At 65.1% G+C, this 25,794-nt stretch carries 24 protein-coding genes and 1 tRNA gene; 18 read left to right on the top strand and 7 right to left on the bottom strand.

Annotation, left to right across the window (positions count from 1 at the left end):
- Positions 1-59: 59 nt before the first annotated feature.
- A complete protein-coding gene (locus tag CYD53_RS09675; protein ID WP_103717850.1) occupies positions 60-1,133 on the bottom strand; it encodes a ligase-associated DNA damage response exonuclease in 1,074 nt (357 codons plus the stop codon).
- Between the two features lie 23 nt (positions 1,134-1,156).
- Between CYD53_RS09675 and CYD53_RS09670 the strand changes: the two genes are divergently transcribed.
- The 6 genes from CYD53_RS09670 to CYD53_RS09645 all read left to right on the top strand — a co-directional run bounded on the left by CYD53_RS09670 (position 1,157) and on the right by CYD53_RS09645 (position 6,208).
- Complete coding sequence (locus CYD53_RS09670; RefSeq protein ID WP_103717849.1) at positions 1,157-2,116, top strand: class I SAM-dependent DNA methyltransferase; 960 nt, start codon at positions 1,157-1,159, stop codon at positions 2,114-2,116.
- Positions 2,117-2,184: 68 nt separating this feature from the next.
- Positions 2,185-2,436 (top strand): type II toxin-antitoxin system ParD family antitoxin, encoded by a 252-nt coding sequence (locus CYD53_RS09665; RefSeq protein WP_103717848.1) that lies wholly within the window; start codon positions 2,185-2,187, stop codon positions 2,434-2,436.
- A 65-nt stretch (positions 2,437-2,501) separates the two neighbouring features.
- Positions 2,502-2,747 carry a type II toxin-antitoxin system RelE/ParE family toxin gene (locus CYD53_RS30680; RefSeq protein ID WP_342751687.1) on the top strand — a complete coding sequence of 82 codons (246 nt, stop codon included), beginning with the start codon at positions 2,502-2,504 and terminating at the stop codon, positions 2,745-2,747.
- 52 nt (positions 2,748-2,799) lie between these two features.
- Positions 2,800-5,286 (top strand): ligase-associated DNA damage response DEXH box helicase, encoded by a 2,487-nt coding sequence (locus CYD53_RS09655; RefSeq protein ID WP_103717847.1) that lies wholly within the window; start codon positions 2,800-2,802, stop codon positions 5,284-5,286.
- Between the two features lie 5 nt (positions 5,287-5,291).
- Complete coding sequence (pdeM, locus tag CYD53_RS09650; protein WP_425428279.1) at positions 5,292-6,017, top strand: ligase-associated DNA damage response endonuclease PdeM; 726 nt, start codon at positions 5,292-5,294, stop codon at positions 6,015-6,017.
- Between the two features lie 116 nt (positions 6,018-6,133).
- Positions 6,134-6,208, top strand: a tRNA-Thr gene (locus CYD53_RS09645).
- A gap of 166 nt (positions 6,209-6,374) precedes the next feature.
- Here the strand turns inward: CYD53_RS09645 and CYD53_RS09640 are convergent.
- The 3 genes from CYD53_RS09640 to CYD53_RS09630 form a co-directional block, all read right to left on the bottom strand.
- Positions 6,375-6,935 carry a hypothetical protein gene (locus CYD53_RS09640; RefSeq protein ID WP_103717845.1) on the bottom strand — a complete coding sequence of 187 codons (561 nt, stop codon included), beginning with the start codon at positions 6,933-6,935 and terminating at the stop codon, positions 6,375-6,377.
- 379 nt (positions 6,936-7,314) lie between these two features.
- On the bottom strand, positions 7,315-7,905 hold the full coding sequence (locus CYD53_RS09635) for a hypothetical protein (RefSeq protein WP_146055869.1): 591 nt from the start codon (positions 7,903-7,905) through the stop codon (positions 7,315-7,317).
- 47 nt (positions 7,906-7,952) lie between these two features.
- Positions 7,953-9,011, bottom strand: coding sequence for a DUF262 domain-containing protein (locus tag CYD53_RS09630; RefSeq protein ID WP_103717843.1), 1,059 nt, complete (start codon positions 9,009-9,011; stop codon positions 7,953-7,955).
- A 435-nt stretch (positions 9,012-9,446) separates the two neighbouring features.
- Between CYD53_RS09630 and CYD53_RS09625 the strand changes: the two genes are divergently transcribed.
- Complete coding sequence (locus CYD53_RS09625) at positions 9,447-9,656, top strand: hypothetical protein (RefSeq protein ID WP_103717842.1); 210 nt, start codon at positions 9,447-9,449, stop codon at positions 9,654-9,656.
- 962 nt (positions 9,657-10,618) lie between these two features.
- On the opposite strand, the gene CYD53_RS09620 is transcribed toward CYD53_RS09625, so the two are convergent.
- The 3 genes from CYD53_RS09620 to CYD53_RS30200 all read right to left on the bottom strand — a co-directional run bounded on the left by CYD53_RS09620 (position 10,619) and on the right by CYD53_RS30200 (position 11,352).
- Positions 10,619-10,855 carry a hypothetical protein gene (locus tag CYD53_RS09620; protein WP_103717841.1) on the bottom strand — a complete coding sequence of 79 codons (237 nt, stop codon included), beginning with the start codon at positions 10,853-10,855 and terminating at the stop codon, positions 10,619-10,621.
- On the bottom strand, positions 10,855-11,082 hold the full coding sequence (locus CYD53_RS09615) for a hypothetical protein (protein WP_103717840.1): 228 nt from the start codon (positions 11,080-11,082) through the stop codon (positions 10,855-10,857). The genes CYD53_RS09620 and CYD53_RS09615 overlap by 1 nt, the downstream gene beginning before the upstream one ends.
- A gap of 102 nt (positions 11,083-11,184) precedes the next feature.
- Positions 11,185-11,352, bottom strand: a complete 168-nt coding sequence (locus CYD53_RS30200; RefSeq protein ID WP_181011780.1) for a hypothetical protein — start codon at positions 11,350-11,352, stop codon at positions 11,185-11,187.
- A gap of 261 nt (positions 11,353-11,613) precedes the next feature.
- On the opposite strand from CYD53_RS30200, the gene CYD53_RS09610 reads away from it, so the two are divergent.
- The 11 genes from CYD53_RS09610 to CYD53_RS09560 all read left to right on the top strand — a co-directional run bounded on the left by CYD53_RS09610 (position 11,614) and on the right by CYD53_RS09560 (position 25,780).
- A complete protein-coding gene (locus CYD53_RS09610) occupies positions 11,614-12,894 on the top strand; it encodes a hydroxymethylglutaryl-CoA reductase (protein ID WP_103717839.1) in 1,281 nt (426 codons plus the stop codon).
- Positions 12,891-13,835, top strand: coding sequence for a UbiA family prenyltransferase (locus tag CYD53_RS09605; RefSeq protein ID WP_210202316.1), 945 nt, complete (start codon positions 12,891-12,893; stop codon positions 13,833-13,835). Before CYD53_RS09610 ends, CYD53_RS09605 begins: the two co-directional genes overlap by 4 nt.
- Positions 13,832-16,300, top strand: coding sequence for a PEP/pyruvate-binding domain-containing protein (locus CYD53_RS09600; RefSeq protein ID WP_181011779.1), 2,469 nt, complete (start codon positions 13,832-13,834; stop codon positions 16,298-16,300). Before CYD53_RS09605 ends, CYD53_RS09600 begins: the two co-directional genes overlap by 4 nt.
- Positions 16,293-17,396, top strand: coding sequence for a BtaA family protein (locus CYD53_RS09595; RefSeq protein WP_103717837.1), 1,104 nt, complete (start codon positions 16,293-16,295; stop codon positions 17,394-17,396). Before CYD53_RS09600 ends, CYD53_RS09595 begins: the two co-directional genes overlap by 8 nt.
- Positions 17,393-18,706: a diacylglycerol/polyprenol kinase family protein gene (locus CYD53_RS09590; RefSeq protein WP_103717836.1), complete on the top strand. Its 1,314-nt coding sequence runs from the start codon at positions 17,393-17,395 to the stop codon at positions 18,704-18,706. Before CYD53_RS09595 ends, CYD53_RS09590 begins: the two co-directional genes overlap by 4 nt.
- The gene (locus tag CYD53_RS09585) at positions 18,703-19,554 is read left to right on the top strand and encodes a hypothetical protein (protein WP_146055868.1); all 852 of its coding nucleotides are present in this window, start codon (positions 18,703-18,705) and stop codon (positions 19,552-19,554) included. Before CYD53_RS09590 ends, CYD53_RS09585 begins: the two co-directional genes overlap by 4 nt.
- A gap of 4 nt (positions 19,555-19,558) precedes the next feature.
- Entirely contained in the window at positions 19,559-20,986 is a 1,428-nt protein-coding gene (locus CYD53_RS09580; protein ID WP_181011778.1) for an AMP-binding protein, read from the top strand.
- A gap of 141 nt (positions 20,987-21,127) precedes the next feature.
- Positions 21,128-22,255, top strand: coding sequence for a PspA/IM30 family protein (locus CYD53_RS09575; RefSeq protein ID WP_103717833.1), 1,128 nt, complete (start codon positions 21,128-21,130; stop codon positions 22,253-22,255).
- Positions 22,255-22,923, top strand: a complete 669-nt coding sequence (locus tag CYD53_RS09570) for an OB-fold-containig protein (RefSeq protein ID WP_103717832.1) — start codon at positions 22,255-22,257, stop codon at positions 22,921-22,923. Before CYD53_RS09575 ends, CYD53_RS09570 begins: the two co-directional genes overlap by 1 nt.
- On the top strand, positions 22,920-24,623 hold the full coding sequence (locus CYD53_RS09565) for a flotillin family protein (RefSeq protein ID WP_103717831.1): 1,704 nt from the start codon (positions 22,920-22,922) through the stop codon (positions 24,621-24,623). The genes CYD53_RS09570 and CYD53_RS09565 overlap by 4 nt, the downstream gene beginning before the upstream one ends.
- 23 nt (positions 24,624-24,646) lie before the next feature.
- The gene (locus CYD53_RS09560) at positions 24,647-25,780 is read left to right on the top strand and encodes a tetratricopeptide repeat protein (protein ID WP_146055867.1); all 1,134 of its coding nucleotides are present in this window, start codon (positions 24,647-24,649) and stop codon (positions 25,778-25,780) included.
- The last annotated feature ends 14 nt before the right edge of the window (positions 25,781-25,794 follow it).

Raw genomic sequence — 25,794 nt, 5'->3', positions numbered from 1 at the left:
GACGCCATTCCCAAGGGAATGGCTCCTCAGGATGAGGGCTGGAATGTCCGAACAGTCTCTCAACCGGCGACGGCATTGTCCGCCTCCCCGGCCGGCTCGGCCTCGCCTTCGTCGCCATAACCGACCAGATGCAGCGGCTTGGCCTTCAGGCCAACCGTGCCGCACCAATGCACCAGCGCATCGGCCTCGCCATGCGTGACCCAGATCTCACCGGCCTGGACCTCGCGGATGGTCGCCTGGAGAGCGTCCCAATCGGCATGGTCGGAAATGATCAAGGGCAGTTCGACGCCCTTCTGCCGAGCGCGCGCCCTGATCCGCATCCAGCCCGAGGCGAAGGCGGTGACGGGATCGGGAAATTTGCGGGCCCAGAGATCCTGGACCGCGCTCGGCGGGCAGATCACGATCTCGCCGCCCAAGGATTTCCGGTCGGTCGCGGCGACCTTGCGGATCTCGCCCAACCTCGCCCCCTCCGACAGGTAGAACTCCGTCAGCGCTTCCATCGCGCCATGGATGTAGAGCGGTCGCTCGAAGCCGGCCTCGCGGATCAGCGCCATGACGCGCTGCGCCTTCCCCAGCGAATAAGCCCCGACGATATGGCTGCGCTCCGGAAAGAGCCGGACGGATTCCAGCAATTTCGCCACCTCCAGATGCGCCGGCGGATGCCGGAACACCGGCAGGCCGAAGGTCGCCTCGGTGATGAAGATGTCGCATGGCACCGGCTCGAAACCGGCGCAGGTCGGGTCGCGCTCGCGCTTGTAGTCGCCGGAGACGACGATGCGCAGGCCCCTGGCCTCGACCACGATCTGGGCCGAGCCCAGCACATGCCCGGCCGGCACGAAGCGGAAATCGACCGCGCCGATCCGCGTCACCGCGCCGGGCACGCCCTCCTGCCGCTCGCCCGTAAAGCCTTCGCCATAGCGCAGCGCCATGATGGCGAGCGTCTCGGGCGTCGCCAGCACCGCGCCATGGCCGGCGCGCGCATGATCGGAATGGCCATGCGTGATCAGCGCCCGCGCCACGGGGCGCAGCGGATCGATATGGATATCGGCCAGCGGGCAATAGAGCCCGGCCGGCGTCGGGATCAGCAGTTCCGAAGGGCGCAGGTTCTGGGAGCGCTGTCTGGCCAGTGTCATTCTCCTCAGATAGACCGACGCGCATGATCGAAAAGGGTTCCGCCACGCATTCCGCCAGTTCGGGCGATCCGACGCTGGATCGCCGCTACGCCTGGGCGGAGGCTGCGCTCAAGGAGGGCGATGCCGCAGCCTGCGTCGAGATCCTCGACCAGACCTTGGCGCAAGCCTACCACTTCACCGCCGCCTGGCATCTCTACGGGCTGGCGCAGGAGGCGCTCGGCCGCAATGAGGACGCCGCCACCGCCTGGCGGCAATGCCTGACGCTCGACCCCAACGACCATTTCGGCGCAAGGCTCGACCTTGCCCGCATCGGCGCGCTGTCGGCGGAGGAGGCGACCTCGGAGAATTTCTCCGGCGTGCTGTTCGACGGCTATGCCGAGCGCTTCGACAGCCATCTGGTCGAGACCCTCCGCTACAACGCCCCTGCCCTTCTGCAGCAGGCGCTCGCCCGCATCTGTCAGGAGGCCGGCAGGCCCTTCCGCTTCGAGACCGTCTACGATCTCGGCTGCGGCACCGGGCTGATGGGCGAGGCGATCCGGACTGAGACCGGTTTCCTCGCCGGCTGCGATCTCTCGCCGCGCATGATCGAGCGGGCGCGGGTCAAGCTGCAAGGCGACGGCACGCCGCTTTACGACAAGCTCGCGGTCGCCGGCCTGACCGGCTTCCTGGTGAGCCGGCCGGACGCCTCGACCGACCTCGTCATCGCGGCGGATGTCTTCGTCTATCTCGGCGAGCTCGCGGCCGCCTTCGCCCAGAGCGCGCGCGTGCTGAAACCCGGCGGCCTCATCGCCTTCACCGTGCAGAGCCATGGGGGCGAGGGCGTGATCGTCGGAGCCGACCGGCGCTTCGCCCATGCGGAGGGCTGGCTGCGCGACAGGCTGGCCGAGGCGAAGCTGAAGCCGCTGCTGGTCGAGGCCGCCAGCACAAGGCAGGATCGCGGCGTGGCTGTCCCCGGGCTGATCGTGGTAGCGCAGCGGGGCTGAACGCGGACGAGACTGCTAGCATCGCCGGATTTCGCGCTATTATGCGGATGAATGAAGGAGACAGCCGGATGGACGTCCCAATCGGAGAGCGCTGGCAATCTTTCGTCGCAGCTGCGGTCGAGACGGGCCGCTATGTCTCGGCCAGCGACGTCGTCACCGAGGGGCTGCGCCTCGTGCAAGAGCGCGAGGAGCGTTTGCAGGCCCTGCGCGAAATGGTCGAGGAATCCATCGCACGTGGCGGCTCGCATACCGGCGAAGACGTCGCTGCAGCCATAGAAGCGGCACTGGACGAGATCGACATCGCCGCACCAAGCCGCTGATGCGGCAGCTTCGATATAATGACGCAGCGCGAGATGACCTTCTCGCGATAGCGTGATATTTTCGCCTGAGCAGCGGCAACAGCGAAATTGCACGTTCATTCGTAAGCAGCTTACGAATTCAGTGCGAGAAGATCGCAACCTTGCCGGGAACGATTGGACGGACTCGCTCCGAACTTCGATCGGACCTTCGAAGCTTTGCCTTCAAGGGCTATGTCATCCTCTTCCGGTATGTCGAAGACACGGTCGAGGTCGTCAATATCCTCGAACGCCATCGCGATATCGCAGCCGAATTCAAGACCGAGCAGCCTTGACGCCCGCCATTCCCCTTTCGTTCTCCTGCTGCACGCTCTATCTCTGGAGCGCATGGCCGTGCCCTCCCCGCTCCCACCCGCCTTCTCCGCCTGGTTCGCCAGCCGCGGCTGGAGCGCGCGGCCGCATCAGCTTGCCCTGCTCGAGGAAGCGCGCGCCGGGCGCTCGACCCTGCTCGTCGCGCCGACCGGCGCCGGCAAGACGCTCGCCGGCTTCCTGCCCTCGCTGGTCGAGCTCACCGAGCGCGGGAGCGAGCGCGAGGGACTGCATACGCTCTACATCTCGCCGCTGAAGGCGCTCGCCGTCGACATCGCCCGCAATCTCGACATGCCGATCGCGGAGATGGGCCTCCCCATCAAGGTCGAGACCCGCACCGGCGACACCTCGGCGGCCAAGCGCACGCGCCAGATGGAGCGGCCGCCCGATATCCTGCTGACGACGCCGGAGCAATTGGCGCTGCTGGTCTCGCATCGCGACGCAGAGCCTTTCTTCGCAAGCTTGCGCCGCATCGTGCTCGACGAACTGCACGCGCTCGTCACGTCGAAACGCGGCGACCTGCTCTCGCTCGATCTCGCCCGGCTGCGGACGCTTGCACCGCAGGTCAGCGCCGTTGGCCTCTCCGCGACGGTGCGCGAGCCCGCCGATCTGCAGCGCTTCCTTGGGGGGACGCAGACCCCGGCAGGGCTCGTTACCGTCACCGGTGGGGCGAAGCCGCGCATCGGCATCCTGCAGACCGCAAGCCGGCTGCCGCTGGCGGGCCACACCACCGGCCACGCCATGGGCGAGATCTACAAGGCGATCGGCCGGCACAAGCTGACGCTGGTCTTCGTCAACACGCGCATGCAGGCGGAATTCGCCTTCCAGGCGCTGTGGAGCATCAATGACGACAATTTGCCGATCGCGCTGCATCACGGCTCGCTCGACGTCGCGCAGCGCCGCAAGGTCGAGGCGGCGATGGCGGCGGGCAAGCTCAAGGCCGTGGTCTGCACCGCCACGCTCGATCTCGGCATCGACTGGGGCGATGTCGATCTCGTCGTCAATATCGGCGCGCCCAAGGGGGCGAGCCGGTTGATGCAGCGCATCGGCCGTTCCAACCACCGCATGGACGAGCCCTCGCAAGCCCTGCTGGTGCCTTCCAACCGCTTCGAGCTGCTGGAATGCAAGGCCGCGCTCGATGCCGTGGCGGAGGCCGCCCAGGACACGGCCGAACCGCGCATCGGGGCGCTCGACGTGCTGGCCCAGCATGTGCTCGGCGTCGCCTGCTCCGACGGCTTCCAGGCCGGGGCGCTTTATGAGGAGGTCCGCACCGCCTCGCCCTATGCCGGGCTGACGCGGGCCGATTTCGACGCGGTGGTCAACTTCGTCGCGACCGGGGGCTACGCGCTGCGCTCCTATGAACGCTTCGCCAAGCTGCGGCAGGACAAGGCCGGGCTTTGGCGCGCGAGCCATGCCCGCGTGATCCAGCAATACCGCATGAATGTCGGCACCATCGTCGAATCGACCATGCTCAAGGTCCGGCTCGGCCGGGCGCGAGCGGCTAAGCCCGGCCAGCCCTCCCGGATCACCAGCGGCGGCCGGATGCTGGGCGAAATCGAGGAGTATTTCGCGGAGACGATGACGCCGGGCGACACCTTCGTCTTCGCCGGCGAGGTGCTGCGCTTCGAGGGGATCAGCGGCAATGAGGCGATCTGCTCGCGCGCCCCGCCCGGCACCGACCCGAAGATCCCCTCCTATAATGGCGGCAAATTCCCGCTCTCGACCTTTCTGGCCGCCCGGGTCCGCGCCATGCTGGCGAACCCCAGGGAATGGGCCGCGCTGCCCGAGGAGGTCTCGTCCTGGCTGCATGCGCAGCGCTTGAAATCGCGCCTGCCCAAGCCCGGCGAACTCCTGGTCGAGACCTTTCCGCGCGGCGGCAAGTTCTACCTCGTCGCCTACCCCTTCGAGGGGCGGCTGGCCCATCAGACGCTCGGCATGCTGCTGACGCGGCGGCTGGAGCGGGGGCGGATGCGGCCGCTCGGCTTCGTCTGCAATGACTATGGCATCGCTGTCTGGGGGCTCGGCGACATGACGGCCGCGATTGCGGGCGGGCGCTTAAGCCTCGCAGAGCTCTTCGCGCAGGACATGCTCGGCGACGATCTGGAGGCGTGGCTGGCCGAATCGGCCCTGATGAAGCGCACCTTCCGCAGCTGCGCCGTCATTGCGGGGCTGATCGAACGGCGCTTTCCCGGCCAGGAAAAGAGCGGCCGCCAGGTCACGATGTCGACCGACCTGGTCTATGATGTGCTGCGCCGGCACGAGCCCGAGCATGTGCTGCTCAAGGCCGCACGCGCCGACGCCGCCACGGGCTTGCTCGACATCCAGCGGCTTGGTCAGATGCTGACACGAATCAGCGGCCATATCGTGCATCAGCCGCTGGACCATGTTTCGCCGCTCAGTGTCTCCGTCATGCTCGAGATCGGGCGCGAGGCGGTCTATGGCGAGGCGGCCGACGAAATCCTGGCGGAAGCCGAAGCGATGCTGATCGAAGAGGCGATGGCGTGACCTTGGTGGCAGGATCTTGGCTGGCCCAATCCGGGACAGTGCAGACGCAAGGATCGACTCCGGCCTTCATGCTGGGGCGATTGGCGCTCGTACCCGATCTCTCGGGTGCCCTCTGGCTGCCCGACGAGCGCACGCTCGTCGTCGCCGACCTGCATCTGGAGAAGGGCTCGGCCTATGCGGCGCGCGGCGTCTTCCTGCCGCCCTATGATTCGGCAGCGACGCTGGCTGCGCTCGCGGCCGCGATCCTGCGCCACGCGCCTGCCCGCGTGATCGCGCTCGGCGACAGCTTTCACGATATCCACGCCGAAAGCCGCATCGCGCCCGGCAACCTCGCGACATTGCGCCAGCTCCAGCAGGGCCGCGACTGGCTCTGGATCACCGGCAATCATGATCGCGAGATCGGCCCCGCCATGGGGGGCGAGACGGTGGCCGGCATCGAGATTTCCGGCGTCGCCCTGCGCCACGAACCCGACCGCGACGAGGCCGGTTTCGAGATCGCCGGCCATCTCCACCCGGCCGCGAAAGTCAGGATGCGCGGGCGCGCCTTGCGGCGGCGCTGCTTCGCCTTGTCGCCGCGCCGCTGCATCATGCCGGCGATGGGCGCCTATGCCGGCGGCCTGAACCTGCGCGACGCCGCCTTCCGGCCGCTTTTCCTGGAGGGCCTGAGCGCCCATCTGCTCGGCGACGGCCGGCTCTTCCGCATTGATGAGCGGTTGCTGTTAGCTGATTGAGCTTCCCGGGTTGCATAGGCCGGGAGCTTGTGGCATCAGGACGCCGCTTCGGAACGACGCCCGCTCTGGCAATCGCTTCTCGCGACATGCTGGACGCTTCAAGGCCCATCGATCCTGCTGCGGTAGCTCAGTGGTAGAGCACTCCATTGGTAATGGAGAGGTCGAGAGTTCAATCCTCTCTCGCAGCACCAGCCCATCCCCTTGATGCGGCAAAGAAAATCAGAGAAACAACGGGTTAGGTCGCTTCTGTTGATACACAGAGGCGATACACGTGGCTCCCTACCGGGGAGCCGGCGGGATCCGCCCCGCGCACCGCCAAATGCGATTGGGTGAGGGACGTAGCCCCCACGACCGCCATCAACGCAGATTTGTTGCCAGCCAGCCGGCGGCTGCCAGAAAGGAGAATAGCGACAACCACCCGCAGACATGAGCGGCTCGAAACGTGCCATTGACCTTCTGCCCAAGCTCTTTGAGCTTCTTCGCCAGTTCGGCTTGAGTTTTAGCTCGTTCCTCCTCGTGCTGCCCGACAATGCCGAGAACCACGCCAACGTAGAACTTGTCTTGCTCGCTCCTCATGCGGGCGAGTTGGCCATGAGTTTGAAAGTTGAAGTAGACGAAGAGAGAACATAACGCCGCAAGCACGAGACCGGCAGCAAAACCTGACGCGGAAAGTCCAAGTATCCACATTCGTTCGGGGCGCGGCAACGAGCTGACGCCAAGGAAAACGGAAAGAGCTGGGAGCGAAATAAGACCGCCAGCGTTCAACACGTACAAGTTCGTCACAAGTAGCTTGGAATACTCTACCGCGAACTTCTGATACTCGACGGCCGCTTTCTCCCATGGTTCGGCGGCAGCGCGAGTTTCGCGCAGGTAGCGAGTCCACTTCTCGAAATGGGCGTCCTCGGCTCCGTCTGACATTATTCCTCACGAGGTCGCGGGTACGTCGGCCGCCTTCAAGATGCGGTGGGCTTGTATCCTGCTGATCCCCAGCGTCTTGGCAATCTCTGACGGTCCCTTGCCTCCGTCCGGAGGCTCCGCGCGCTGTCTGCGCCGATCCTGCGCTTGCCGCGTGTGCAGACCTCAGCTTCTTTGGCTTTGGCAATGCCGTAGCGCTGGCGAAACTTGATGAAGCCCCGCTCAATCTCCGCCACCATCCCTGGGACCGTCAGCACGGTCCTGCCGGTGTCTCCCTTGGTCAAGACATGGGGCTCCAGAACGATGAGTGAAGGGGCATGGGGGAACTTCGGCTTCGCTTTAGCGAGGAAGCCACCTGGGATTTTTCGGCCAAATATCGGCCTTAAATACATATCTGCTGTGCCAAGGCCTCAAGCTCCGCGCATACCTGTGACATCCATCTTGTCTGCGGAATGGCGTTCGCTTGCGCATCCCGCAGAAAGCGTCCCGGCCGGGCTGCACGGTAGCGCTTTCCGGCCAAGGCCATGGTTGCTGCGTTGAACTTTTGAGCCCCGTCCTTCTGCTCATGCGCGATCCGATGCCTTATAGCGCCAAAGTGGGCCAACCGTTGTTGAGCGGAGGCCAAGATGTTCTCAAATCGGCTATTTCTGAAATTGCCAGCCGCCCTGCCAATCACAGAACTGACGTTGTGCCAAAGAACGTACTGGCGGCCGTTCAATAACGCGGCTTCGGCATCAGAGATTTTGCTGTGGTATGCGCTTCCGGGGAGAAGTGGTTCCTGCCCTGCGGAATGCTCGTAACCACACATCAACCGCAAAAATGCCTCTTCAAGAAAGCTCTCCCAAGCCACAAAAACCCGGAGATAGGCGAGCTCGTATGCAAGCTCGACGTCAGTAAGAGTAATTAAAAGTCCATTTTGTCCACGCAAAGCTAAAGCAGCCTCTAAGCGCTGAACAAGCGCAAGTGACGCCACGATCTGCGCCGAAAAATCTGCGTCAAATCTCGGCAAACGCCTAGGCATTACCGAAATGCGTGTGAGTACAACGTCTCAAGTCGAATTCGGCGAGGACGTATATTATCGGTTTGACTCAAGCATGCCGTAATAAAATTACGGAATTGCTCTACTATCTGACCATCTTTATCTTTCGCCGCTTCAACGACGTGCGAGAGCTCGCGTACGGCTTCTTGGAGTCCGTCCATATCAGCACGCGTCAAGTGCCCAGTTGCAGGGGACGCAAGCTCCACCCCCGGAAGTCCGAACATTCTATGAGCCACCGCTGCAAACAAACTGTAGAATAAAGGCCCTCGTCTAAATTCGGTAAGAGAAATTATATCACCAACACTTTCGTTTATAGCGTCAATTACAGTTTTAAATCTTCGTTCCACAATAATTTTTTCATTAAAATTATCGTCGTTTGTCCTATAATAAATATCGATCGACTTCTTCTTGTCTTGCAATCCATTCATTATCGCAATCATTAATTCACTTGTTAGCTCAACCTCCTGCATTCGAGCGATAGCTTGCTCGCTGAAAATCTTACGGGTACGCCAAAATTCGAGGTGTTCGAAAGAGAGGCCAAATGCTGATCTCTTGAACTCTCCAAAGAACTGCCCATTTCGCAATTCTTGCGCGTTCAACTTGACAGAGTGAGTGTTTAGCCGAGCAAAAATTCGCAGTATGTCGCTATCATCAACCCCATAAAAAACCTCACAAATGAACGAAAATTGATGGATCGCGTCCTTCTGATCCTGATCTAACTCGCTGAAGCGCTTACCAATCGCAGGGCTTTCGATATTCTTAGACAGCGCGAAGCCATCATTGACGTACGACAGAACAGCGGAGAGGCGTTGCTGGCCGTCTACGACCTCACGTATCATGCCTTTTTTGGCGTCCTGAGCGACCCGCAAATATATCGGGGGCACCGGCAGCCCAAGCAAAAGCGTGTCGATCAGATAAGACTGCGCGGGTCGGCCCCAAACTCCCCTTCTTTGAAACTTTGGGGAGATGACAAGAGTATCGATAGCCTTCCACTGCATGAAGTCCAACGTCGTGTAATTGCTGCGTTCTGGCTTCTTCATGCTCGCTTACCAACCTTAGGGTTCGTTCTCGTCCGACCATACCGGCGGATATGGCTCTGCGGCAATGACCGCTCATGCCGATGCGACAGACCGTTGCCGCGAGCATTGGCTTAACGCATCGCATGGAGGCCGAGCGGCGGCGGGGTAACTGCCGATTAGCTTCGGCTTAGCAACTCGGAACTGCGGCAAACTGCGTTGCCCCCACGGGTGATACACAGACCGCAGCTCGACCTACCGGAAGCAACTGAAACGCCTACGCTTTCTCTCCGCTGCTGAGAGTTCAATCCTTTCTCGCAGCAGCAGGCCTCCGGGCTTTAACCCCTTGAAATCGCAAATATCGCTTGATTTCGGGCACTTATGCCCATTCCATTACCGCAAAAAGGGGCGCGATACGCGCTTTCGGGACCACGCCTATGTCAGGCCGCCGGCGGCAGCATGACGACCGTGCACCGTAAGGTTCGCGAGTTGGCGGTCATCGTGACCACCAAGCGCGGGCGCCACCCGCATCCCGTCGATGTTGAAATTCTGGACATGGCGTCGGCGACTGCCGATGAGGCCGAATTAAGGGAATTCGCTGACATCTTGGGAGACACGATCTCATTCGCATCGCGATCACCGATCCAAGCGATGCGCGAGCGGGCGTAAAACGCCTTTCGCGACACGTGCTTCAAGGCGCTCGTGAGCATCCGGGCGTGACGCAGCACAGCGGGCGATTTACGCCATGAGGCCCGCCGGTGCAGATCGGCGGGCCTCATGACATCCTCGGGTAACCCAGTATCAGAGACTAATCCGCCCCTTGATGCTCGCCTTGATCTGAACGGAAATTACGCGATACAGCCCCTGCCACCAACGTTCAGGGATACCGCTCTCCCATTCGAGACGGACTTCTTGCCCGCTTTGCTGGTCGTTAATATGCAGCGATCCCCTACTGTATGCATCACTGGAGCCGCGGTTGTTGCGGAGCGTATTGATGATGCTGGATAGAGCGAGGTTAGGATTCGAGACGCGAGGAACAGCCGGCTTCCTAGATTTAGGAACCCTACCCTGTGGACCTGCAACTCGACCGCGACTTGGCGTCTTCATCATGGACGGATGTCTCTCAGAACGTGCCGCGGACACGAATGCCTCACGTGGCCGGTTGATCACCGGCTCCTGATGTCAGCCCAACTCGGTTTGATGCCCCGTGGACGCCTCGGCGTTGTGTCCCGCCTCGCTTCGTCCGGTTGCGACCAGAAAAAACGCGAGCGACTTCCCGGCGTCACCGTCTCCGGAGTGCACCGCTAGATTCGCCTCGATCCGTCTGGAAACTCTTTTGCGGGTGTCGATAGGCGTTTCCGCCGTCGTCACGCGACGGTTGATATCTAGTCCCGGATAGCGCTTTCCGTCAAGGATTAGGGTCGCGCAAACCCTGTGGACACGACATCTGGTAGGCTGAGGGCGTCACGCGGATAGGCTATAGAGCGTACCCTAAGACTTGGAAATCATGAGAGAATTCCGCGAATGCTGCGGGATCACATCACCGCGGCCAAGAAAAAATGATTCGCAAGCTGAAACGTGGCGATGTCATGCAGTAGAAGCAGTATTACACGGAGCGCTGTCAGCGCTGCTCACTCAATCCCGCCCTCACCATAGCGCCGCTCAAAGCCCCGGCCATCCTTTTCGCCATTCAGGATGCGCGTCATCAGGCCAAGTGAGTGGTTGAGCGGATCCAACCCGAGATAGACCGCGCTGCCAATCGGCACCTCCGCTGCCCATGTCCGCACCTTGTGTTCGAACGCCTTTACCTCGCGCTGCATTTCCTCGATCTTGCCCGTATCGAGTGAGCGCTTCGATCTCTGGACCATCACTGATCGTCGCCAACGTCATCGCGAGGCGCCCTTGCCCCCTCAGAGAACACCGCGCGTAGGAAGCCCCGCGGCACTGCTTTGTCGGCGTCGGCAAGCAGCGCATGGAAGTCGTGCAGGAGCGCCCGCAGAGCCTGCCGCTCGCTGCCGTGTTCCTCGACCAGCTCGATCAGTTCCCACTCGATCGCGTCGCGACCATCCTCAATTTCGGCTGGCTTGGCTGACATCTCCCACTCCTCGCGAATGAGAACAAAATAGGAACATGATCTGACCGCGAGTCAAGATACTGATGCGCTCATCAACAGATCGGCCGCCGCGAAATCCACCCACTACACTACCGAAATAATTTCCTTAAATAATTGATTTACAATACTTATTTTGAATTCAATTCTCTCCCGCAGCACCAGCAAATCCCCTTTGAAATAGCTGGTACCTTTGACGCCACGGGCTTGCGTCCATTGCCTGCCCCCTTTGAGCGGCCCGGCTTCGACCGGCATGGTCGACTCGATCTGGTCCCCTTTTCCGCGCCGCCGGAGGTTGGAGCTTTCCAGCCTTTGTCACGGTGGCGGGCCGGGAGCGCCGCTGGGGCTCTGCCATGAGATCGGCGGCCTCTAGCCGATGGCGCCATGTGTCCGATGCGGCTTTGCGGTTGAGGAAGTCTTCAGCATGCCGGCATCCTGCCGCAACGACAGGTCGGAAATTTACAAGCTGCGCGCTATGGCCGACAAGACTACGTCTCCAGCCGGGCGCTTTCAGGCATGTCGATCATCCCATCTTCGGTCTTACGTCTGCTCGACCGTCTGCGCGCGTCCTATACGGCCGAGCAAGCGCGCAGCCGCATGAGCCATAAGGTGGACCTGGCGCCCCAGCGGTCCCTGCGCTCAGCGCGCGAGACCGATGCTGCCAGCATCGCCTCGCTCTGGCGGCAGCTCCACGCGGTCGGTGTCGCGACCGAAGCCGCTGAGCCCGTTCTGGCGGACACGCAGACGCTCGCTGACGCCGCGCGTTACAGCGCGAATATCGAGGCGATGATCGGGACGCTGAAGCTGCCGGTGGGTGTCATCGGTCCGCTCGTGATCAACGGCCTCAACGCCAACGGCGCCTACTACCTGCCGCTGGCCACCACGGAAGCGGCGCTGGTTGCCTCCTATGCGCGTGGTGCGGCGGTCGCGACAAAGTCGGGCGGCGTGACGACGGCTCTGTTGAACGAGGGCGTCCTGCGCAGCCCCGGCTTCAAGTTCGCCGGTCTCGTCGATGCCGGCCTGTTCGTGGAATGGGTGACGCGCAATGTCGACGATCTCCAGGCGGCGGCGGAGGCGACGACGCGTCACGGCAAGCTCATCTCGCTCGAGCCGATGATCGACAACGACATCGTCTTTCTGCTCTGCCGCTACACCACCGGCGATGCCGCCGGCCAGAACATGGTGACGATCGCCACAGACGCGCTCTGCCGCCGGATCGAGCAAACCTGCCCCATCAAGCCCTTGCACTGGTTCATCGAGGCCAATTTCTCCGGCGACAAGAAGGCCTCCTATCTCGGCCTGCTCACCGGCCGCGGGCGGAAGGTCAGCGCCAGCGTCATCATTCCAGGCCCGCTCGTCGAGAAGCACCTGCATGTCAGCGTCGACCGGATGATGGCCTATGGCGAGATGGCCAATCTCGGCGCCCTGCTCAGCGGGCAACTCGGCGCGCAGGGGCACTATGCCAACGGGCTGGCAGCCTTCTACATCGCGACGGGGCAGGACGCCGCCTGCGTCTCCGAGTCGGCCGTCGGCTTCACCCGGATGGAGCGGCGCGGCGCAGATCTCTTCATCTCCGTCACGCTGCCCAACATCCTGGTCGGTTCGGTCGGCGGCGGCACCGGCTTGCCGAGCCAGTCGGCGGCGCTCTCGCTGCTGGGACTGAAGGGCACCGGCCACGGCGCGGCGCTGGCGGAGGTCGCAGCGGCTTTGTGCCTGTGCGGGGAGATCTCGATCATGGGTGCGATCACGGCCGGGCATTTCGCCTCCGCCCATGACAAGCTTGCGAGGCGCAGGTGAGCGCCGGCCTATCGGGCGAGCAGACGCTGCCCCTGCTGCACCGGCTCTGGATCTACCAGGCCGAGCGCTTCCCGCTGGCGAGGACCTCGCTCCTGCTCGTGGTCTTCACCGCGGCGAGCATCAGTGTCTCCGCCCATCTCGGCGGGCGCACGCTGCCCGCCTGGCCGGCCTTCGCGACAGCCTTTCTGGTGACCTTGATCATCTTCTTCCAGCTGCGCGCCTGCGACGAGGTCAAGGATGCCGAGGATGATCGCCGCTTCAGGCCGGAACGCCCGGTGCCGCGCGGCCTCGTCAGCCTGCGCCTGATCGTCAATCTCGGCATCGCCGGTGTCCCCGTCGCGGCGTTGGTGACGGTGCTGTTTGCGCCAGCGCTGATCTGGCCGCTGGCTCTCGTCTGGGCCTGGCTTGCGATGATGAGTTTCGAGTTCTTCGCGCCAGACTGGCTGAAGGCGCGGCCCTTCCTCTATCTCGTCTCGCATATGGCGATCATGCCGCTGATCGACCTGTTCGTGACCGCCTGCGAATGGCTGCCACGCGCCGGTGCGCCGCCGCCGGGGCTCTGGCTCTTCCTGGCGCTCAGCTTCGTCAATGGCTGCGTCCTGGAGATCGGCCGCAAGCTCTATGGTCGTGGGAATGAGCGACCGGGCGTGGAGACCTATTCCGCCCTGCTGGGCCCCGGACGCGCCGCCCTGGCCTGGAGCGCCTGCGCGCTCCTGGCCTATGGGCTCCTGCTCGGCGTCGGCCATGCGGTCCAGGCCTTCCTGCCCGTCGCCGTCGTCGGCACGGTCGCACTCGTGGCGACGCTGGCCTGCGCCCTTCGCTATGCCCGCAACCCCGTTGGCGGCACGCAGAAGACGGTGGATGCGATGGCCGGCCTTTGGGTGCTGGTCTGTTATGGCGCGGCGGGCTTCGCGCCGCTGCTGGCCGGAGGCAGGATGTGAGCAGCTTCATCCTTCAGGCGCATGAGGCAGGCGATCCGGCTGTCGCCGGCGGCAAGGCCGCAGCGCTTTCGGCGCTGACGCAGGCGGGTTTCGACGTTCCGCCCTTCCTGGTGATCCTGCCCGAAGGCGCGTCCGCGCGCGGCCTCAAGGCGGAGACACGCAAGGGGCTCCAGGCCGCATTGCCGGGTATTGGACCCGGCCCGTTCGCCGTTCGCTCGTCGGGACGCGAGGAGGATGGCGCGAGCCATTCCCACGCCGGGCAGTTCCTCTCCCTGCTCGACATGGCCGAGCCCGAAGTCGCGGCCGCCGCGCTGAAGGTCTGGCGCTCGGGCAGCACCGACAGCCTGAAGGCCTACCGCGCCTCGCGCGGCCTCGATCCGGAGGGCGGCGCGCCCGCCATCATCGTGCAGCGCCTGGTCAAGGCGCGCGCGGCCGGCGTCGCCTTCTCCGCCGATCCGGTCGGCGGCCGGCGCGATCGCTTCGTCATCTCCGCCATCGCCGGCCTCGGCGACAAGCTCGTCGGCGGCGAGGCGGATGGCGACGACTATGTGGTCGACGCTGCGACCGGCACCATGCTGGAGGGGCCCCGGGACGGCGTGCTCGGCAGCGCGGACATCGCCGCGCTCGCCGGGCTGATCGCACGGGTCGCCACCGCGAGAGGCTCGGCCCAGGACATCGAATGGGCGTTCGAGGGCGAGCGGCTCTTCCTGCTGCAGGCGCGCCCGATCACGACCCAGCTGCGGGACCCGGCCTTGCCGGACCCGGCTGTGACGATCTTCGACAATTCGAATATCGTCGAGAGCTATCCGGGCCTCGTCTCGCCTTTGACCTACAGCTTCGCGCAATACGCCTATGCCCGCGTCTACCGGCGCTTCGTCGCGCTGCTCGGCGTCTCGCCCGTGCGAATAGCCGAGAGCGCACCGATCTTCGACAACATGCTCGGACGGGTGGACGGGCGGGTCTATTACAACCTCGTCAACTGGTATCGCGCGCTGGCCTTGCTGCCGGGCTTCAGCCTCAACCGCGCCCATATGGAGACGATGATGGGCGTGAGCGAGCCGTTGCCGGCCGCGATCAGCGCCAGCATCGGACCGGGCCCAGTGCGCGGCTTTGCCAAAGCGGCCGAATACGCCCGGATGGGCCGCGCGGGCCTGGGCCTCGCCGTCGAGGCGCTGCGGCTGAAACGGACGATCAGGGGCTTCTATGCCAGGCTCAACGGCGCGCTGCGGGTCAAGCCCGAGACCATCGCAGCCATGCCGCTCTCGGCGCTGGCGACAGAGTATCGCACGATCGAGGCCCGGCTGCTCGACCGCTGGGACGCGCCGCTGGTCAACGATTTCCTCTGCATGATCGCCTTCGGGGCCTCGCGAAAGCTGCTGGAGCGCTGGTGCGGGCCCGACGGCGTCGAGATCCACAACGCGGTCATGATCGGACAGGGCGACATCGTCTCGGCTGAACCGGCCCGGCGCATCGCGACCATGGGTGCGCTGGCTGCAGGCAAGTCGCAACTGATCGCCGCCTTGCAGCGTGGCGATCTGACGGCCAGCAAGGCCGATGCTGCTCTGGGGCGCGAGATCGATGCCTATCTCGCCAAATTCTCCGACCGTTGCACGGAAGAGCTGAAGCTGGAGAGCATCACGCTCGACCAGGACCCCGCGCCGCTGCTCGCAGCAATCGCCGCTGCCGCCCTGACGCCGCGCGCAGCCCATGCCCAGAGCGGCGATGGCATGGCGGCGCTGGAGCGCATCCTGAAGGATCGCCCGATCCGGCGCAGGATCGCACGCCTGATGCTGGGCTGGGCACGCGACCGGGTCCGCGACCGCGAAAACCTGCGCTTCGAGCGCACCCGCATCTTCGGCCATGCCAGGCGCGTGCTGGTCGCCATGGGGCAACAGCTCGCCGCGCTGGATGCGATCGAGGCGCCGCGCGACGTCTTCCTGCTGACCGTCCCCGAACTGCTCGGCGCGATCGAAGGCTTCGGCACGACGGCCGACCTCAAGGGTCTCGTCACGATCCGCAAGGCCGAGATGGCGCGGGCGACTGAGCGACGCGATCCGCCGGAGCGTGTCACCGTGACCGGCCCCGCCGGCCTCAGAGCGGACGGCGAGGCCGCCTCGGAGCCGATACGCACCGATGCATCGGAGACTGTCCGCAAGGGCACGGGCTGTTCGGCCGGCACGGTGCGCGCCAGGGCACGATTGATCCGCGACCCGCGCCGCGAAGCGCTTGTCCAGGGCGAGATTCTGGTGGCGCGGCACACCGATCCCGGCTGGATCGCCGTGTTCAGCAATGCCTCGGCCATCGTCGTCGAGCGCGGCAGCCTGCTGTCGCATTCGGCGATCGTGGCGCGCGAGATGGGCATCCCCTGCGTGGTCGGGCTCAAGGGCGCGCTCGACTGGATCGTCGATGGCGAGATGATCAGCGTCGATGGCGCTTCGGGCGAGGTGGGGAAGGCCGATGGCTGAGAGCGAAATCGCCGGCAAGGCCTCCTTCGAGGCGATCCGCTATGCTCAGCTCTGGGAGGATGCCGATGTGCTGACCGCCGCGCTCGGCACATCGCCCGGCGCCACGCTGGTCTCGATCTGCTCGGCCGGCGACAACGCGCTCGCCATGCTGACGCTCGACCCGGCGCGCGTCGTGGTCGTCGACCTGTCGCCGGCGCAGATCGCCTGCCTGCGCATCCGCATCGCGGCCTATCGCAGGCTGGATCATGCCGCGTTTCTGGAACTGATGGGCTCGCGCCCGAGCGATCGACGCGGCGACCTGCTGGACCGTGTCACGCAAGACCTGCCGGAAGCGGAACACGCGTTCTGGGCTGCAAGGCGGCCGGACGTCGTCGCCCACGGTCTGGGCGGCGTCGGCAAGTTCGAGCGCTATTTCCGGGTGATGCAGCGCTACCTGCTGCCGCTCGTCCATTCCCGCGAGACGATCGCTGCGATCTTCCAGCCGGGCAAGAGCCGCCAGGAACGCGAGCGCTTCCTCGATACGCGCTGGAACAGCTGGCGCTGGAACCTGCTGCTGCGCGGCTTCTTCTCGCGCTTCACCATGGGGCGGCTCGGCCGCGACCCCGCCTTCTTCGACCATGTCGAGGGCAGCGTCGCCGACCATGTCGCCCGCCGCATCCGCCACGCCGCGGTCGATCTCGACCCGGCCCTGAACCCCTATCTGCGCTGGATCCTGACCGGGAGCCATGGCGAGGCGCTGCCGATGGCCTGGCGAGCGGAGCATTACGAGACGATCCGCGGCCGGCTCGACCGGCTCGACATCCGCCAGGGCTCGCTCGAGGCCTTCGTCTCGACCGGCGAAAAGGCCGACGGCTTCAACCTCTCGGATATTTTCGAGTACATGAATCCGCAGGTTTTCGAGACCGTCTATGGCAGCGTCGTCGCTGCCGCCCATCCGGGCGCGAGGCTGGTCTACTGGAACATGATGGCGCCGCGCCGCCTGCCGCCGGCCCATGCCGAGCGCATGCTGCGCCGGCAGGACCTCGAGGCCTCGGGCAAGGCGGCCGACAAGGCGTTCTTCTACTCCGACTTCGTCGTCGAGGAGGTTCGGGCGTGAGCGTGGCGGTGAACCTGCTGCTGGTCGCGGGCTCGATCTCCGCCATGCTCGGCCTCCTGGCCGGGGTGAAATGGCTCGGCCGCCGCCATGGCCTGTCGGTCGAGCTGCAGCGCAAATGCGTGCATATCGGCACCGGGCTCTATGCGCTGACGCTGCCGCTCACCTTCTCCGAGCGCTGGCCGGCCGTCCTGCTGATCGGCCTGTCGCTCATCGTCCTGCTCGGCTTGCGCCTGCGCCGTTTCGCCGGCGACGGCATCAGCTCCGCCGTCCATGGCGTCGCCCGGAAATCCTATGGCGAGCTGTTCCTGGCGCTCAGCGTCGGCTTCCTGTTCTTCGCCTCGCAGGGGCAGCCGGTGCTCTACGCGCTGCCGATCCTCGTGCTGACGCTTTCGGACGCGGCCGCCGCGCTCACCGGCACGCGCTATGGCCGCAAGCATTTCCAGGTCGAGGCCGGGACCAAGACCTGGGAGGGCGTCACCATGTTCTTCCTGGTCACCTGGATCCTGGCGCTGATCCTGCTCCTGCTGATGACGGAGATGGACCGATCCAAGGTCGTGCTCTTCTCGGTCATGATCGCGGCATTTGGGGCGCTGGTGGAGGCCGATTCCTGGCGCGGCTTCGACAATCTCTTCGTGCCGATCGGCATCCATCTCCTGCTCGCCAATAATCTCGGCACCGAGCCGCTGGCGCTGGGCCTGCTCGTCCTGGCTTTCCTCGCCACGCTTGTCTTCATGTTGGCCTTCGCGCCGCTGCTCGGTCTGACCAACCATGCCGCGCGGGCCTATGCCGTGCTGGTCTTCCTGATCTGCTCGGTGACGGCGCCGCACAACGCGATCCTGCCCGTCGCAGCCGTCTTCACGCATATCCTCGCCCGCAATACGCGGCCATGCCGATCGCCCTATCCCGACCTCGACCTCATCGCCGCGTTGAGCGGAACGGCGCTGTTCTGGCTGTTCCTGGGCGACTATACCGGCCAGAACGCGCTCAACGCCTATAATCTCGGCTTCGCGGGCGCGGCGATCGGGTTCCTCGCATTGCTGCCGCGCCGGCTGATGCTGCTGAGCGCGGTCGGCGTCCCCGCAATCGGCGCGATCCTGTTCCTCGTCGCCTCGGCCAATCCGGCCCATAGCCAATGGCACGGCCCGCTCTGGCCCTGGGCACTGGGGTCGATGGCGCTGTGCTTCATCACGATCGCGACCTTGCCGGCCCGGTTCGACCGCTACCGCGCCGCACGCGTGATGGCGCTCTCGCTCGCCGTGCCGCTGACCCTGTTCCTGGCCAAGCTTGCGACGAGGACGCCGACGCTATGACGGAAACCCCCATGGAATGCGCGATCGAGGGTGCCTCCTGCCTGATCTTCAGGGACGCGCCCTCCTGGGAGGGGCGCCGCACGGCCAGCATCGGCCGTTTCCGCTGCGACAGCGCCATGGCGGGCCGCGATCTGCTCGCCCGCGCCGCGGCCGATCTGGCGACTGAGGGCTTTGAGGCGCTGATCGGCCCCATGGATGGCGACACCTGGCACAGCTACCGGCTGGTGACGGAGAGCGACGGCTCGCCGCCCTTCCTGATGGAGCCGGTCAGCGGCGCCTTCGACGCGGAAGCCTTCACGACGGCGGGCTTCGCGCCGCTGTCGGGCTATGTCTCGACGCGGACGACGCTGGATGCGGCGATCGCACCCGAGGCGGTCTCGATCGCGGGTGTTTCGGTGAAGCCGTGGGACGGCAGCGACGCTGCCGGGCTTGTGCGCCAGCTCTACGCCATGTCGGCCGCCGCCTTCCGCAACAACGCCTTCTTCAAGCCGCTCGCCGAGGACGGCTTCCTCAAGCTCTATGAGCCCGTCATGCCGCTGGTCGATCCGCGCTTCGTGCTGTTTGCGCGCAACGAAGCGGGCGCCTTGATCGGCTTCCTGTTCGGCATGCCCGACCGGCTCGAGGGCGCGGCGCCCAGGACCATCATCCTGAAGACCTATGCCAGCGCCCAGCGCGGCGTCGGTCATCTCCTGGCCGACCATTTCCACCGCTCTGCGCGCGAGGCTGGATTCACGCAGGCCATCCATGCGCTGATGCATGTCGATAACGTCTCGCTGGAGCGCAGCGCCCGGCACGCCGGCACGGTCTTCCGCCGCTACGCCCTGCTCGGCCGCCTGTTGGACGCTTGAGCGCATGAACCTGCTCGAGCCTTTCCTGCGGAATGCCGAGCAGCATGGCGACCGCAGCGCGATCGTGGCGGGAAACGGCGAGCGGACCAGCTTCGCCGACCTCATCGGGGCATCGTCGGCGCTGGCCTCGACCTGGCGCCGCGCCGGCATCGGCCGGGGTGACCGCGTCCTGATCGCCATGCCGCTCGGACCTTCGCTCTATGCAGGCCTGGCCGCGCTCTGGCGGATCGGCGCGGTGGCGGTGCTGCCGGAGCCGGCGCTTGGCCTCGCCGGCTTGCGTCACGCCGCGCGCGCGACCGCCCCAAAAGCCTATCTGAGCTCCGGCTGGTTTCGCGCGCTGCGATATCTCGTGCCGGAGCTCTGGCCGATCAGGCTCATGCTGACGCCCGACGATGCAAGAGTTTCGGGCGAACCGCTGGAAGCGCTGACGCCCGAGCATCCGGCCCTGATCTCGTTCACCAGCGGCTCGACCGGCCGCCCCAAGGCGATCCAGCGCAGCCATGGCTTCCTTGCGGCGCAGAGCGCCGTGCTGGCCGATCTGCTGGCGCCGAAGCGTGAGGACGAGACCGACCTCGTCGCCTTCCCGGTCTTCGTCGTCGCCAATCTCGGCCTCGGCGTGACCTCGGTGCTGCCAAGCTGGAACCTGCGGCGCCAGGACCGCGCTGAGGCCAGCCTCATCGCCGAGCAGATCTCGACCCAAGGGGTGACGCGCGCCCTGCTGCCGCCGTCGATCTGCGAAACGCTGGCGCGCGCCGATGCGCCGCTGAGGCTGGACGCGGTCTTCACAGGCGGCGGACCGGTGTTTCCCGACCTCCTGGAGCGCCTCTCGGCAAAAATCCCCGAAGCCGGGATCGTGGCCGTCTACGGCTCGACCGAGGCCGAACCGATCGCCCATCTACACCACCGCGATATCGGTCCCAACGATTGGAGCGCGATGAAATCAGGCGCAGGCCTGCTCGCGGGGTGCCCGGTCGACGCCGTCCAGCTCGCGATCCTGGACGATGAGATCGTGGTCACCGGCGATCACGTCAACAAGGGCTATCTCGACCCGGCCGACGATGCCTCGACCAAGCTGAAGCGCGCCGGCCAGGTCTGGCATCGGACGGGCGATTCCGGCCATCTGGATGCAAAGGGCCGCCTTTGGCTCTGTGGCCGGCTCGATGGCCGCGCCGGACAGCTGCTGCCCTTCGGCATCGAGGCCGCCTCCCGCTTCTGGCCGGGCGTGCGCCGCAGTGCGCTCGTGGAGATCGGCGGGCGGGCGCAGCTCGCGGTCGAGGGCGATCAGGACAAGATGCCGGTCTGGACGCGAGCCGCAGCACAGATCGGGGACGTCCGTGTGGTCGGGATGGACGAGATCCCTCTCGACAGGCGCCACAGGTCGAAGGTCGACTATGTCGCGCTTCGCGCCAAATTGCAGGGGCTGGCAAAATAGCCAATTCGCCCCCCTCTCACTGCGTCAGCTTAATCCCTTTGAAATCGCCGAAGACCCTGAGCGCGCGCGCGATCTAACCTAACGGCAGTTATTTTAGCGGCGACCCTTGAAAGCACAAATGACGTGCTTTATGTCTTTGGGATGAGCGGACGCTTCCAATCGACCATGAGCTACACGCTGTCGCCCTCACCCGAGGACGATCGCGCTATCCGCGCCACGCTCGACGACTACGGCGTGATGATGGGCTTGCTCGACGAAATCGGGCGCGAACGCGGGGCAAGCTCCAACCTCGTTGCACTGCATGAACAGGCCTATGCGCCGATCCGGGAGAAGACCCGTCTGCCGGCGCGGCTCGTCACACTGGGCCTGCGCGACCATGCCAACCGCCAGGGATCAGGCGCCGCAATCGACGACTTACCGCTGGACGGACGTCTCTACGCAATCAAGAGCCCGACGCATCTCAGCCTTTCCACCGTCGAGGGGCGTAGGCTGATCCCCTATGCCGTAGCCGGTTACGAACCGGGCTGGTTCGACCACGCCGAAGCCCGCCTCGTCCTCAAGGATGGCAAGACGCTGATCCTCGTCGGCATCGCCACCGCCACCAGACCCAAGGAGACCAATATGGCCACCGAAGGAATCCTATCGCGCATCGGACGCGTCATCGCAGGCCTCGCCCATGGCGCGGCCGACACGCTCGAAGGCGCAAACGCGACCGCCACCGTCGAGCAGTCGATCCGCGAGATCGACGCCGTTGCCGAGGAAGCCCGGGTGAGCGCCGGCAAAGCACGCGCCGAGGAGCATCGCATCAAGGCCAAGATCGCCGAAATCAACGACGAGATCGACGATCTTGCCGGCAAGATCGAAACCGGGCTCGCCAGCGGCCGCGAAGATCTGGTCAAGCCGGTCGTCGGCCTGCAGATCGATCTGGAGGCGCAGCGTTCAGCCCTTGAAACCGCGCTGGCCGAGGTCTCCGACCGGATCGAGGAGGCTGGCAAGGCGCTCCAGGCCGTCGCTTCGGCACGGCAGGACGCCGTCGCTCGCCTGAGCGCGCTCAAGAAGAGCAAGGGCGCAGCCAGCGCACTCGAGGGCGAAAGCGCCTCGGTCCGCAATGAGCACCGTCTGGCCCGATCGCTCGACGCCATCTCGCGTGTTACCGGCGTCCCCGGCCGCCCGGCGACCGGCGCCTCCGAGGTCGAGGAACTGGCTCGCCTGCAGCGCGAGAAGGCGATACAGGACCGCCTCGACAGCTATAAGGGAAGCCGAGGCTGATGGACGCGCTCGCGGGAGCCGGCACTTATCCCTTCGCGATCGCGGCGCTGATCCTCGTCGGCCTCGTCGCCGTCGAGCTCGTCGCGATGCTCGTCGGGATGTCGGTTTCCGCGTTCGTCGATCACGGCTTGTCCGGACACGCGATCGATGGGCATGCCGAGCATGGCCCGCTGGGGGCGTGGATGTCGTGGCTCAACGCCGGCGGCGTCCCGCTGCTGGTTCTGATCATGATATGGCTGGCCTGCTTCGCCATCGCCGGCTTCGCCATCCAGGGCATTGCGCAGGCTGTCTTTGCGATGCTGCCGACGCTCGTTGCGAGCCTCGGCGCGCTGGTGCTGGCCACTCCCGCAACGCGGACATTGTCGCGCTGGACGGCTCGCATCATTCCCCGTGAGGAAACCTCCGTCGTCAGCCAGGCCGAGTTCATCGGGCTGACCGGAACCGTCGTGCTCGGCCCGCTCGATCAGGGCATGCCCGGCCGGGTTCGCGTCAGGGACGCCCATGGCAATGTCCATCTCCTGCGAACGAAGGCTGCCGGGTCGCATATCATCGCGCTGGGTGCAGTCGTGCTCATCGTCGATGGAACGGGCGGTCTCTTCGAAGCTATTCCCGCGCCGATGGAGCTCGGCGCGGACAATTCATTGAAACCCGGGGCGACACAGTCATGAACTACGTCTCCATCCTCACCATCGCCGGCACGGCGGTCGCCCTCATCGTCGGCATCGGCGTGGCGATGGCTGCGCTCTACCGGCGCTCGACCCGCGACAAGGCCTATGTCCGCACCGGGCTCGGCGGCAAGCGCGTCGTGCTCGACGGCGGCTCGCTGATCTTGCCGATTTTTCACTCCTATGCCTGGGTCCAGCTCAGCACGCTTCGCCTCGAAGTCCAGCGCTCGGAGGCAGAATCCCTGATCACGGCCGACCGGATGCGGGCCGACATCACCGCCGAATTCTATGTCCGGGTGAAGCCCGACGAGGAGAACATCGCGCTCGCCGCCCAGACGCTGGGCGACCGTACCAACGATGCCGACCTGCTGCGCAAACTCGTCGAGGCCAAGTTCGTCGACGCGCTGCGCTCGGTCGCGGCCACGATGACGCTGAAAGACCTCCAGGAGAAACGCGCCGACTTCGTCAAATCGGTGCAGGAGGCCGTCGCTGCCGACCTGCAATCGAACGGGCTGGAGCTCGAAACCGTCTCGCTGACGCGGCTCGACCAGACCGACATCAAGCATTTCAACGAGAACAACACCTTCGACGCCGAGGGCCTGACCGCGCTGACCCGGATCACCGAGACGCGCCGGCGCGAACGCAACGACGTCGTCCGCGAGACCGAGGTCACGATCGCGGCCAAGGACCGCGAGGCCGCCCTGCAGCGCCTGACGATCCAGCGCGAGCAGCGCGACGCCGAGCTCAGCCAGGAACGCGACATCGCCAACAAGACCGCCGAGACGCGCGCCGAGAAGGCGCGGGCCGAACAGACGGCCCGGCTCTCGGAAGAGACCGCGCGCCTCGACGCCGAGCGCGGCATCGCCAAGAGCGAGGCCGAGGCCAAGCAGGCGACGGCCACGGCACGGATCGAGGCCGAGAAAGGCATCGCCCAGAGCGAGGCTCTGGCGAAGCGGGCGACGGAAACGGCGCGGATCGACGCCGCCATCGCCATCGCCGAGAAAAGCGAGGCAGAGTCGCAGGCCAAGGCGAAGGCTGAATCCGCCAAGGCCGACGCCGTCACGGCCGAGGAGCAGGTCGAGACCGCCCGCGCCGTCGAGATCGCCGAGCGCGCCAAGCAGATCGCGGTCATCGACGCCCGCCGCGAGGCCGAGCGCGACGCCACCCGCGTCACGGTGAACGCCCAGGCCGAGCGCGAAGCCGCCGACAACCTCGCAAAGGCGCTGCTCACGCAGGCGACCGCCGAGGCCGACGCCAACAAGATCAAGGCCGGCGGCATCATCGAGCTCGGCGAGGCCGAGGCCAAGCGCGAACGTGCCCTGAATGAGGCCCGCAACGCATTGTCGCCGCAGATGGTCGATTTCGAACTCACGAAGCAGCGCATCGCGATCATCCCCGAGGCGCTCGAACAGGCGATGAAGCCAATCGAGAAAATCTCGGACATCAAAATCTTCAGCGCGGGCAACCTTCTGGGTGCGATGAACAACAGTTCGCCGGGGCAGAGCGGCCAGAGCCCGATCTCCGACCTCAGCAGCCAGCTGCTCAGCTTCGGCGCACAGAAACCGATCATCGACGAGATTCTGGCGCAAGCCGGCTTCCGCGGCGGCGATCCGGTCGATGCGCTCCTGGGCGCGACCCAGAAAAGGAATTCAGAGACGCAGGCTATCGAAGAGGCCGGTGACTCCATCCAGTCTAAGAATTAGCGATCTGGGCTGCTGCCAGCTTCATGGACACCGAGATTGGGTGTTTCATGAAGCCGGACTGGAACGTCCCACAAGGGCTGAAATTGCTATCGGTCGTCTATCGCTCAGAGCACCTGTTGGTGAAGGTCGCGCATCGCGCGAGCGCGGCCTGCGTCGTGACGTTCGACTCCTATACCGACACCGCCGATCTTGAGCGCCGCGCCTTCGGCGAAGAGTTCTTCGCCCAAAACCGGATCTCGGCCATCCATGTCGTGAACGGCAGGAACCGCTGGTATCACGAGCCCGACTGGAGGGAGGCGATCGACGCGGTTCGCAAGGCCGCGTCCGGCTATGCTCGCCTCGTCACCTATGGCTCGAGCATGGGGGCCTATGCCGCGCTGCGCTTCGCAGATCATATCGGGGCATCGACCGCGCTGGCTCTCTCCCCGCAATATAGCCGTGACCCTCGCAAGGCGCCGTTCGAAGATCGCTGGCCCGAGCAGAGGCGTGAAAAGTGGCTGCCCGAGTTATCGGGGGCCCTGTCGGCGAAAGTGCCTGTCGTGTTGGCCTACGATCCCGCCATGACATCCGAACGACTGCATGCAGAACATATCGCACGTGAAATGGTCGTGGAGAGGCTGGCATTGCCTCATGCGGGGCATGCCATGGCTGCCCATCTATCGGAATGCGGGCTTCTTGCGGAGCTGGTCCTTGAGGTGATTCGGGGCTCGGCTGACCTGACAGCGCTTGGGCGCCGTGCGCGGACAAGGCGGAAGCAATCACAGCATTACCTGATTGCACTCTCCCATGCGGCGCACCGAGCAAAACGCAATGAGGTTGCAGTGGCGATCGCGCGGAGAGCGGCCGAAATCGCCCCCGACAGGAATCTTGGCTGGCATTCCCTCGGCTATCTGCTCTCGAAGCTGCAAAAGCACGAGGAGGCGCTGGTGGCTCACCACAAGGCGGCGGAGCTGGCTCCCAACGTCGCTGCGGTTCAACTGCGCTTCGCCGCGGCGCAGCAGGACAGCGGGGACTATGATGGAGCCCTGCGAACACTGCGTTCGCTATCGGACAAGCCGATGACGCCGGAAGCCAGGCGAAAGCTCGCCACCATGGCCTTCCATATTCGTGTGCTGCGCGGTGTCGGGCGCGTCCGCGCCGCGCTCCGCACCCGGTAGCCGCCTGGCCCCTG

It is taken from the genome of Allobosea psychrotolerans (assembly GCF_002917105.1).
GTDB classification, from domain to species: Bacteria; Pseudomonadota; Alphaproteobacteria; order Rhizobiales; family Beijerinckiaceae; genus Allobosea; species Allobosea psychrotolerans.
The sequence above is the reverse complement of the archived record's forward strand: the minus strand, read 5'-3'. Positions and strand labels throughout refer to the sequence as shown.